At 58.9% G+C, this 10,982-nt stretch carries 9 protein-coding genes and 1 tRNA gene; 1 reads left to right on the plus strand and 9 read right to left on the minus strand.

The window, feature by feature from the left end:
• Positions 1–64: 64 nt before the first annotated feature.
• Positions 65–2,122, minus strand: a complete 2,058-nt coding sequence (locus HNQ83_RS18390; protein WP_175390246.1) for a methyl-accepting chemotaxis protein — start codon at positions 2,120–2,122, stop codon at positions 65–67.
• 333 nt (positions 2,123–2,455) lie between these two features.
• Between HNQ83_RS18390 and HNQ83_RS18395 the strand changes: the two genes are divergently transcribed.
• Positions 2,456–3,673 carry an MFS transporter gene (locus HNQ83_RS18395; RefSeq protein WP_175390247.1) on the plus strand — a complete coding sequence of 406 codons (1,218 nt, stop codon included), beginning with the start codon at positions 2,456–2,458 and terminating at the stop codon, positions 3,671–3,673.
• A 187-nt stretch (positions 3,674–3,860) separates the two neighbouring features.
• On the opposite strand, the gene ychF is transcribed toward HNQ83_RS18395, so the two are convergent.
• The 8 genes from ychF to HNQ83_RS18435 all read right to left on the minus strand — a co-directional run bounded on the left by ychF (position 3,861) and on the right by HNQ83_RS18435 (position 10,778).
• Entirely contained in the window at positions 3,861–4,961 is a 1,101-nt protein-coding gene (gene ychF, locus HNQ83_RS18400; protein ID WP_175390248.1) for a redox-regulated ATPase YchF, read from the minus strand.
• A gap of 22 nt (positions 4,962–4,983) precedes the next feature.
• Positions 4,984–5,568: an aminoacyl-tRNA hydrolase gene (gene pth / locus HNQ83_RS18405; RefSeq protein ID WP_007905795.1), complete on the minus strand. Its 585-nt coding sequence runs from the start codon at positions 5,566–5,568 to the stop codon at positions 4,984–4,986.
• A gap of 169 nt (positions 5,569–5,737) precedes the next feature.
• The gene (locus HNQ83_RS18410; protein WP_175390249.1) at positions 5,738–6,337 is read right to left on the minus strand and encodes a 50S ribosomal protein L25/general stress protein Ctc; all 600 of its coding nucleotides are present in this window, start codon (positions 6,335–6,337) and stop codon (positions 5,738–5,740) included.
• 141 nt (positions 6,338–6,478) lie between these two features.
• The gene (locus HNQ83_RS18415) at positions 6,479–7,420 is read right to left on the minus strand and encodes a ribose-phosphate pyrophosphokinase (RefSeq protein WP_003171603.1); all 942 of its coding nucleotides are present in this window, start codon (positions 7,418–7,420) and stop codon (positions 6,479–6,481) included.
• A gap of 47 nt (positions 7,421–7,467) precedes the next feature.
• A tRNA-Gln gene (locus HNQ83_RS18420) sits at positions 7,468–7,542 on the minus strand.
• Between the two features lie 36 nt (positions 7,543–7,578).
• Complete coding sequence (gene ispE / locus HNQ83_RS18425) at positions 7,579–8,430, minus strand: 4-(cytidine 5'-diphospho)-2-C-methyl-D-erythritol kinase (RefSeq protein ID WP_175390250.1); 852 nt, start codon at positions 8,428–8,430, stop codon at positions 7,579–7,581.
• A gap of 1 nt (position 8,431) precedes the next feature.
• Positions 8,432–9,049 (minus strand): lipoprotein insertase outer membrane protein LolB, encoded by a 618-nt coding sequence (gene lolB / locus HNQ83_RS18430; RefSeq protein ID WP_175390251.1) that lies wholly within the window; start codon positions 9,047–9,049, stop codon positions 8,432–8,434.
• A gap of 4 nt (positions 9,050–9,053) precedes the next feature.
• On the minus strand, positions 9,054–10,778 hold the full coding sequence (locus HNQ83_RS18435) for a tetratricopeptide repeat protein (RefSeq protein WP_175390252.1): 1,725 nt from the start codon (positions 10,776–10,778) through the stop codon (positions 9,054–9,056).
• Between the last annotated feature and the right edge of the window lie 204 nt (positions 10,779–10,982).

Below are 10,982 nucleotides of genomic sequence, written 5' to 3' on the forward strand. Positions count from 1 at the left end.
AATATTTCTCTACACTTTCAACCGCTTATCCTCCTGAGCCGAAAAAACGGCTTGGAGGAGGGCGTCAATTGAGCTGGAACCTGCCGGTATTGGCACTCAAGGCCTTGCTGCCCTGGCTCAAGGTGTCGGCTGCCAGGTTCACCGCTCGTGCGCCTTCAAGCAAGCGAACCGCCGCCTGATCGACTTGCTGGATGTTGCCGCTGACTTCGTCGGCGGTGCTCGCCTGTTCGTCGACCGCCGTGGCGATCTGCGCCAGGGTGTCGGTGACGCCCTGCACGGCACTGGCAATTTCACCCAGGCGTTCACCCAGGCCGGTGACGGATTGCGCATCGGATTGTGCCTGGCCGCAGGCAGCTTCCATCAGGCTGACCGCTTCGTTGACCGTGCTTCGCAGGCTGTCGACCGTCCCGGCGATCTGGGCGGTTGATGACTGGGTACGTTGTGACAGGCTGCGCACCTCGTCGGCCACCACCGCAAAACCGCGACCCTGTTCGCCCGCGCGAGCGGCTTCGATGGCGGCATTGAGTGCCAGCAGGTTGGTTTGCTCGGCAACGCCGCGAATGGTATCGACCACCAGTTGAATCTGCTGCCCTTGTTCACTGACCCGTCCCAGGGCGGCAGCGGTGTCGTTCAAACGTTGATTGAGCTGCTGGATACTCGCCGTCGTGCGCTGGCTGTCACGGCTGCTGTCGGCGGCAATGCGCTGGGTGTGCTGGGCGCTGCCAGAGGCCCGTTCACAGCTCTCGGCCACTCCTTGGGAGGTCGCGGCCAATTGCGTCGCCGCGGCGGCAATCTGGCTGATCTGCAGTTGCTGGGCTTCAACTTCGCCGAGGGCGCCGCTGGAGTGATGATTGAGGGTTTGCACCGCATGGCTCAGTTGCAGGGTTTCGTGATCGACCCCCAGCAAGCTGGTCCGCAGTTGCAGGACGGCGACATTGAGCGCGGTGCTGATGGCAGCCAATTCGTCCCGGCCTTGTACGGGCACTTGCAGGCTCAGATTACCGTCGCGCAGGGCTTCGGCCAGCAAGGTGATGCCACTGGCACTGCGGCGGATTGATGCCTGCAAGCAGATGAACAGGTACAGCGCGGCCAGCAGCAGGCAACCGAAAATGCTCGCCACGACGATGAATTGGCGAATCGCCGAGTCGTGGTAATAATCCAGGCGTTGATCCAGCGATACCAGCGATTGCTGGCGCAACGCCGCGAGGTCAGAGAGCAGGGCGTCCAGACTGCGCTCGAAGTCTTCCGGCTTGAGGTTGATGCTGCCGCCGAACACACCGTCATCCAGGACTTTCAGGCCTGCATCGAGGTGCTTGAGGCTGTCATGGTACTGACCGGCCCAAGACTGCAGGGCAGCGGGCAGTCGCGCTTCGAGCAAACCGGCGGTTTTCACCAACTGCTCACGGGCATCGCCGATTCGGCTGCGCAAGTCACGAAGTTGCAGACGGCTTTGCAGCGTGAATTGCCCGGACACTACCGAGGCCTGGCCGACACTGGCCAGACGGCCGACCCGTTCGATCAGGTCTGGTGCGTGTTGCGTGGAAATCTGCGTCAGCAGATAGGTTTCCAGCCATGGCGCCAGTGTCAGGCGGTTGTCCATGGCGATTTGTTCGCGCAAGGCTTGCAAGGCACTCAAGGCGCTGGTGAAGCGATCGTAGCCATCCGGCCACCAGCCAACGCTGCTCAAGCTCTTGGAGTCCAGGCCATTGAGCGCAGTTTGCAACGCCTGGTAACGGGACAGGGTTTCGCCCTCGGCACCTTCTTTTTGCAACGTGTCATGCAGATCCGCAGCAGCCTTTGCGACAGCAGGTTGCACGGCATCGAACGCGGCCATGGCGGCGAGGGTGGCAGGTGTCGGTTGGCGATTGGTTTCGGTCGCGCGCCAACGCGCTGCGCGATCACGTTGTGCCGCCAGCAGGTTATCGAGCGCATCGAGGGCAAGCAGTTGTCGAACCCCGGCACGTTCGCCGGAGATCAGGTTCAGCTTGTCGCGATAATCCTGACCGATCATCCACAGGCTGCCGGCCAGCGGCAGGATAAACAGTAGAAACAACAGCTGGAATTTACGCGCGAACCCAAAACGCCCCAGCAGTCCGATCCCCGGTGATAAAAAAGCCTGCATGCCCCATGACTCCTTTGGACACCACGCACCGATGGCGTGCGTCGGGGTGTTTGCGCCCCTGACGTGTGCCCCTTTAAAAGGCCTCGAAAGTTCACCTTTGCCCGCTCTGTAGGCCGACTCTGTGGCGAAACTTCCCATTCTCGGTCCCCTTTGTAAGGGGGCCGCGTTCAAGCGGATAACCAAGGCAAGATTCAGACCATGGCTATGAGCTATCACTTTTTCGGCGGCGAACATCGAAGTCGTTAGCAGGCTAAGGGGATGGCGCGACTGCACCGAAAAATGGCACATTGGCGCACCTGCCTGTGTGCACCTACCTGTTGTCCGGAATTCCTCATGGCTATCAGTAACGTTCAGTCCGCCCCTGCGTCGGCGTCCGCTTCTTCGCAAAGCAGTCCGCTGGTCATGCGCATCATCGGCGCGGTGGCGCTGGCGCATTTGATCAATGACCTGATTCAATCGGTGCTTCCGTCGATTTACCCGATGCTCAAGGCCAGTTATGGCCTGACGTTCACCCAGGTCGGCCTGATCACCCTGACCTTTCAACTGACAGCCTCGTTGCTGCAACCGTGGGTGGGTTATCACACCGACCGCCATCCCAAGCCCTGGCTGCTACCGGCCGGCACGGTTTGCACATTGATCGGTATTCTGATGATGTCAGTCGTGGGCAGCTTCCCGTTGATTCTGTTGGCCGCAGGGCTGATCGGCATTGGTTCTTCAACCTTTCACCCTGAAGCTTCTCGCGTGGCGCGGCTGGCCTCGGGCGGGCGCTTCGGGCTGGCACAATCGACCTTTCAGGTTGGCGGCAATGCGGGTTCGGCCTTCGGTCCCTTGCTGGCGGCGGCGATCATCATTCCCTATGGGCAGGGTCATGTAGCCTGGTTTGGTTTGTTTGCTGTTTTCGCGCTATTCGTGCTCTACCGGATCAGTCGCTGGTACGCCAATCACTTGAGCCTGTTCAAGCTCAAACAAGGCCAGGCGGCGACTCATGGCCTGTCTAAGGGCCGGGTGATCAGCGCGCTGGTCGTACTCGGGCTGTTGGTGTTTTCCAAGTACTTCTACATGTCCAGTATCACCAGTTACTTCACCTTTTACCTGATCGAGAAGTTCGACTTGTCGGTGGCCAGTTCGCAGCTGCACCTGTTCCTGTTCCTGGGGGCGGTAGCGGCGGGGACCTTCTTTGGCGGACCGATCGGCGACAAGATCGGGCGTAAGGCGGTGATCTGGTTCTCGATCCTCGGCGTCGCACCGTTCACCCTGATCCTGCCGCATGTCGACCTGTTCTGGACCAGCATTCTCAGCGTGGTGATCGGCTTCATCCTGGCGTCGGCGTTCTCGGCCATTGTGGTTTATGCCCAGGAGCTGGTACCGGGCAATGTCGGGATGATCGCCGGGGTGTTTTTCGGCCTGATGTTCGGTTTCGGCGGGATCGGCGCCGCACTGTTGGGGCATTTGGCGGACATTCACGGCATCGAATACGTCTACTTCCTGTGTTCGTTCCTGCCGTTGCTGGGTGTGCTGGCGATCTTCCTGCCAAGAACCAAAAAGGCCTGAGCCCTACAGATTTCCCTTGTGGGAGCGAGCCTGCTCGCGAAGGCGGAGTGTCAGCTGCGGATGTGTTGACTGACACGCCCGCTTCGCGAGCAGGCTCGCTCCCACAGTACTTCGGTGGTGCGGTGGATAAAGTTTCAGGCACAAAAAAGCCGCGTATCAAACGCGGCTTTTTCTTGGGCGTTGTGTCTTACACGTTGAAGCGGAAGTGCATCACGTCGCCGTCTTTAACAATGTATTCCTTGCCTTCCAGGCGCCATTTGCCGGCTTCCTTGGCACCGGCTTCACCCTTGTACTGGATGAAGTCGTTGTAGGCGATCACTTCGGCGCGGATGAAGCCTTTTTCGAAGTCGGTGTGGATCACGCCTGCGGCTTGTGGTGCGGTGGCGCCGACGCGAACAGTCCAGGCGCGGACTTCTTCGACACCGGCGGTGAAGTAAGTCTGCAAGTGCAGCATTTCGTAGCCGGCGCGGATCACGCGGTTCAGGCCAGGTTCTTCGAGGCCCAGGGCTTCGAGGAACATGTCTTTCTCTTCGCCATCATCCAGTTCGGCGATTTCCGCTTCGATCTTGTTGCACACCGGAACAACCACGGCGCCTTCTTCTTCGGCGATGGCCTTGACCACGTCCAGGTGCGGGTTGTTTTCGAAACCGTCTTCAGCGACGTTGGCGATGTACATGACCGGTTTGGTGGTCAGCAGGTGGAAGCCCTTGATCACGGCTTTCTCGTCGGTGCCCATGTTCTTCATCAGGCTGCGCGCCGGCTTGCCTTCGGTGAAGTGAGCGATCAGTTGCTCCAGCAGGCCTTTCTGGACCACGGCATCCTTGTCACCGCCCTTGGCATTACGCGCGACTTTCTGCAGTTGCTTCTCGCAGCTGTCGAGGTCGGCGAAGATCAGTTCCAGGTCGATGATTTCGATGTCGCGTTTCGGGTCGACACTGTTGGAGACGTGAATCACGTTCTCGTCTTCGAAGCAGCGGACCACGTGGGCGATGGCATCGGTTTCGCGGATGTTGGCCAGGAACTTGTTGCCCAGGCCTTCACCTTTCGATGCACCGGCAACCAGGCCGGCGATGTCGACGAACTCCATGGTGGTCGGCAGGATGCGCTTCGGATTGACGATGGCTGCCAGGGCATCCAGACGCGAATCCGGCATCGGCACGATACCGCTGTTGGGCTCGATGGTGCAGAAGGGGAAGTTCTCGGCCGCGATACCGGATTTGGTCAGGGCGTTGAACAGGGTGGACTTGCCGACGTTAGGCAGGCCGACGATGCCGCAATTGAATCCCATGGTGTTTCCCCTCGGGTAAAAGTCAGGCCTTCTGGCTGTGCAGGTTTTTCATCGCACGGTTCCATTCACCGGCGAGGATATCCGGCAGCACGCCGAGGGCAAAATCGATGCTGGCATCGAGTTTTTCCTGTTCGGCGCGTGGCGCACGACCCAGGACGAAATTTGAAACCATACTGGCAACGCCCGGATGGCCAATGCCAAGCCGCAAGCGGTGAAAGGTATTCTGATTGCCCAATTGCGCGATGATGTCGCGCAACCCGTTGTGACCGCCATGGCCGCCGCCCTGCTTGAGTTTGGCAACGCCCGGAGGCAGGTCGAGTTCGTCGTGTGCCACCAGGATTTCTTCGGGCTTGATGCGGAAGAAACCGGCAAGTGCCGCTACGGCCTGGCCGCTGCGGTTCATGTAGGTGGTGGGAATCAGCAGACGAACATCCTGACCCTGGTGCGAATAGCGCCCGGTCAGGCCGAAATACTTGCGATCGGCCACAAGGTTGACGCCTTGTGCGTGCGCGATGCGCTCAACAAAAAGGGCCCCTGCGTTATGCCGGGTCTGTTCGTATTCGGCGCCTGGATTACCCAGGCCAACGATCAGTTTGATGGCAGTCACGATAGGGGCCCTTCCTTGGAGTGGTGGATAACATCGCCGCGATCGGGGAGTGCGGCGAAAGTGGACGAAAATTGCTCATTTACCATGATGTAAACTCCGCGTTCTCGCCCGCTTTCTCGCTACGCTCTAGTCCGCGATGTTTCCGGTCACTCCGGCGTACAGAGTAAAATTACTCTGCAGCGCCTTCTGCAGCTTCTGGAGCAACACGTGGAGCGTGGACGTTGGCAACAGCCTTGTCATCGCCGTGTGCCAGAGCAACGAACTCAACGCCTTTAGGGGCTTTGAGGTCGGACAGGTGAATGATCGAGCCGACTTCGGCGTTAGCCAGGTCAACTTCGATGAATTCAGGCAGATCTTTCGGCAGGCAGGACACTTCGATTTCAGAAACAACGTGCGAGATCTCGCCGCCTTTCTTGGTCGGAGCTTCTTCGCCAACGAAGTGTACAGGCACGATAGCGGTCAGTTTCTGGCCAGCTACAACGCGTACGAAGTCAGCGTGCATCACGTGGCCTTTGGCCGGGTGACGCTGCAGTGCCTTGATGATTACGTTTTGCTTGGTGCCACCAACGTTCAGCTCGATGATGTGGCTGTAAGCCGCTTCGTTTTCGAGCAGTTTGGCAACTTCTTTAGCCAGCATGCTGATGGATTCAGGGGCTTTTTCGCCACCGTAAACTACAGCTGGAACCAGGCTTGCGAGACGACGCAGGCGGCGGCTCGCACCTTTCCCCAGGTCGGAACGCACTTCAGCATTCAGAGTAAAATCGTTCATGTTGTATCTCCAAAATAACCACATTCGCCCCAGCGTTTGCGACCAGCGCTAAAGGCGATATGGGCAAAAAAGCCCCGCCCCGACAGGAATGCCGGGGCGGGGCGCTTTTCGTCAACGAGAGGTTCGAGAAGGGCAGGGCCCTTAGCGGAACATCGCGCTGATCGATTCTTCATTGCTGATGCGGCGGACCGCCTCGGCAACTACCGGTGCGATATCCAGTTGACGGATACGCGCACAGGCTTGTGCTGCAGCGGACAGCGGGATGGTGTTGGTCACCACCAGCTCGTCCAGCACGGAATTTTCGATGTTTTCGATCGCCCGACCCGACAGCACAGGGTGCGTGCAGTAGGCGAAAACCTTGGCAGCGCCATGCTCTTTCAAGGCCTTGGCCGCGTGGCACAGGGTGCCGGCGGTATCGACCATGTCATCGACCAGGATACAGGTACGCCCTTCGACATCACCGATGATATGCATCACTTCAGAGTGATTGGCTTTCTCACGGCGTTTGTCGATGATCCCGAGATCCACGCCCAGGGATTTGGCAACGGCACGTGCACGCACGACGCCGCCAATGTCCGGGGACACGATCATCAGGTTTTCGAAGCGCTGATCTTCAATGTCATCCACCAGAACCGGGGAGCCGTAGATGTTATCTACCGGAATATCGAAGAAGCCCTGAATCTGGTCAGCATGCAGATCAACCGTGAGAACACGGTCGATGCCGACTACGGTAAGCATGTCAGCAACGACTTTCGCGCTGATAGCCACACGTGCGGAACGCGGACGGCGATCCTGACGGGCATAACCAAAGTAAGGAATAACAGCAGTGATACGAGTAGCCGAGGAGCGGCGGAAGGCATCAGCCATCACTACCAGTTCCATCAGGTTATCGTTGGTCGGAGCGCAAGTCGGCTGAATAATGAAGACGTCTTTACCGCGGACGTTTTCATTGATCTCGGCTGTGATTTCGCCGTCGGAGAACTTACCGACAGAAATGTCACCGAGAGGGATATGCAGCTGACGTACGACACGCCGAGCCAGATCGGGGTTAGCGTTCCCCGTAAAGACCATCATCTTGGACACGCGCAGTACCTGAAGGCTGAGGGTATACCTGGATGAGTATAGGAAAATGGCAGGGGCGGCTGGATTCGAACCAACGCATGGCAGGATCAAAACCTGCTGCCTTACCGCTTGGCGACGCCCCTGTATCTGTTGCAACGAGTACCGTGTACTCGATTCCTTTAGAGCAGACTTTGCAGCTTGCGATGCAACATCGAAATGTTGCTTCCTTTTGCTACAAATCCTGTAAGGGTCTCTGTAAGAAGGGCCGAGACTTTATCAGCTTCAGCTTTGCTTGGGAAGCCCCCAAACACACAACTTCCAGTTCCGGTGAGTTTTGCTTCGGTAAATTTACCTAGCAAATTCAAGGCGTTACGTACCTCTGGATAACGTCTTGTTACCACCGGCAAGCAGTCGTTACGACTGTTTCCCTTGGGAACGGGGCGCACTTTAATGGGCGGCGTGTTACGTGTCAACAACGGATCGGAAAAAATTTCTGCTGTGCTTACAGAGACTTGCGGCACCAGCACGACATACCAGGGTTCCTCGGGGTCAACCGGCGTCAGTTTCTCTCCCACGCCCTCCGCAAAAGCCGCGTGGCCGCGCACGAAAACCGGGACGTCGGCGCCCAGCGTCAGGCCCAGCAAGGCCAGCCGATCTTCGTCCCAACCCAGTTGCCAGAGATGATTCAGGCCGAGCAGTGTTGTCGCCGCATTCGAACTTCCGCCGCCGATACCGCCACCCATGGGCAGGATTTTTTCGATCCAGATATCGATACCGAGCGTACAGCCGGATTGTTCCTGGAGCTTTTTTGCGGCTTTGACGATCAGGTTGCTGTCGTGCGGGACGCCTTCGAATTCGGTATGCAGATGAATGACACCGTCTTCGCGCAGGGCAAAGGTGATTTCATCGCCGTAATCGAGAAACTGAAACAGCGTCTGCAGTTCGTGGTAGCCGTCTTCGCGGCGACCGAGAATGTGCAGCATCAAGTTGAGTTTGGCCGGGGAGGGCAGGGTCAGTCGATTGGCCGGCATGTCATATCCCCAGTTTGCGCGGTTGCCAGGTCTTGATCACCAGGGTGACATCCAGGTCGGTGCCGTGCAGTTTGATCCGCTCGGGCAGCCAGTAACCGTTTTGCTCGGTATAGGCGGTGTACTCGACTTGCCAGCCGTCCTGTTCCAGATTGGCCAGGCGGCTGTCGCCGTCCAGGGTCACGCGGCTTTTGCTGTCCGGAGCCGGTAGCCCGCGGACCCACCAGGCCAGATTGGAAACGGGCAGCTTCCAGCCCAACTGCTCTTCAAGCAGCACATCCGGGGTCGGCGCTTCGTAGCGGCCCTGGTTGGCGACTTCGAGGGACACCTTGCCGGGGCGCCCGGTCAGGCGTGCGGCACCGCGACCCAAGGGGCCGGAGAGGCGAATGTCGTAGTAGTCCTGGCGCTGCAGCCAGAACAGTGTGCCGCTGCCGGAATCCTTTGGCGCGCGAATGCCGATCTTGCCGTCGATCTGCCAGCCGTCCAGGTTGGTCAGTTGCTGTTTGTGTTCGCGCCATTGGGTGGCGTTACCGTGCCCCCCGACCGATTCGCGGGAACCAAAGCCCGCGCAACCGGCGAGCAGAGCAATGAAGCTGAAAACGATGATGTGGCGCAAAAACATAATCTTAAAGAGTCTCTGATCCGGTCAGGCGCTTGATGGTGCTGCGCAGGGTAGGGCTGTCGGGTTGTTCCTTGAGGAACTTGCCCCAGATTTGTCTGGCTTCGCGCTGCTTGCCATTGGCCCACAGCACTTCACCCAGGTGCGCGGCGACTTCCTGGTCGGGGAAGCGCTCCAGCGCCTGACGCAGCAGGCGTTCCGCTTCGTCGAGGTTGCCCAGGCGGAAATTCACCCAGCCAAGGCTGTCGAGTACCGCCGGATCTTCCGGGTTGATCTGGTGCGCCTGTTCGATCAGGGCCTTGGCTTCGGCATAACGCGTGGTGCGGTCGGACAGCGTGTAGCCGAGGGCATTGAGCGCCATCGCGTTGTCCGGGTCGCGCTTGATGATCAGTCGCAGGTCCTTTTCCATCTGCGCCAGGTCATTGCGTTTTTCCGCCTGCATGGCTCGGGTATATAGCAGGTTGAGGTCGTCCGGGTATTGCTGCAGGGCTTTTTGCAGGACACTCCAGGCTTTATCGCCCTGTTTGTTGGCGGACAGGGCTTCGGCTTCGATCAGGTACAGCTGGATCGCGTATTCCGGTTGTTCATCGCGCTCGGCCGCGAGTTTGCTCTGGGCTTCGGCCGTCTTGCCGTTGTTCATCAGGATATCGGCCTGACGCAATTGGGCCGGCAGGTAATCGTTGCCCGGGCCGACCTGGCCGTATTCGATCAGCGCGCCCTGTGGATCGTTACGTTCTTCGGCGATGCGCCCGAGGTTCAGGTGCGCGGAGTCGACGTGGCTTTCGCGGGCGATCAGGTCTTCCAGATAACCTTTGGCCTCGTCCCAGGCCTTGGCTTCGAGGCAAACCAGCGCCAGGGAGTAACGCAGCTCGTCATCTTCCGGGTACTGCTGGACCAGGCTCGAGAACTCGGCTTTGGCATCGTCCATGCGGTCCTGTTCGACCAGCATGCGGGCGTAGGTCAGGCGCAGGCGCTTGTCATCAGGGTATTTCTTGATGCTTTTTTGCAGCAGCGGCAAGGCTTCATCGCCGCGATCGAGGGTTTGCAGCAGGCGCGCACGCAGCAGGATCGGGGCGATCTCGCCATCGTCCGGTGGATTGTTTTCCAGAAGGGTCAGCGCGCCTCGGGAGTCGCCGTCCTGTTGCAACAGCAATGCCTTGCCGAAAATCAGCTGGCTGTTGTTCGGATGGCGCTGCAGCAAACGGTCGAAACTCTTCATTAAACCGTTGCGTGTGTCCTGGTCGGTGTCGGCCGCGGACAGGGCCAGGAAGTCGAAATGGGTGTCGCCCTTGCCTTGCAGGACTTTTTCCATATAAACCATGGAATCGTCATAGCGCCCGGCACGCGCCAGTTGCACCGCTGCGGCCCGTTGCGCCTCAAGGTCGTCCGGGGCGTTCTTTGCCCAGATCAGTGCGGTGTCCAGGGCTGCCTGATCGGCGCCCAGGTATTCGGCAATGCGAAATGCCCGCTCGGAAATGCCAGGGTCCTGAGTATTGATGGCCTGGGTTACATAGTTGTCCAGCGCAATGTCGAAACGATTGCGCTGACCAGCCAGTTCCGCACTCAGCAGGCTGAAGACCGTGTCTTCGCTGAATGAGCTGTAAACCTTGGGTTTTTCAGGCGCCGGGGTGCTGTCTTCAGCCGGCGGCGTACCGTCCGACGATACGGGTGCCAAGGCCTGGCAGCCGCTGAGGAAGACAAAAGCGAGAAGCAACGCGGAAGATCTATTCATATAGGAAGAGGACGACTAACCTGCGGTCGGATCATCATGACACAAGCCTTCGGTCAAACATAACCGGCCCGCCAATTTACCCGGTGCGGCACTCTGCGGAGGCACCGACGTCCGTGTAAACGAGAACCGCTCGCAACCCCTGCGACTGACTAACGAAGCGATAGATAGCGAGTAGTTGTTCTGAATCTGACGAAGTAGGACAAT

It is taken from the genome of Pseudomonas sp. C2B4 (genome assembly GCF_013359695.1).
In the GTDB taxonomy this organism is placed as follows: Bacteria; Pseudomonadota; Gammaproteobacteria; order Pseudomonadales; family Pseudomonadaceae; genus Aquipseudomonas.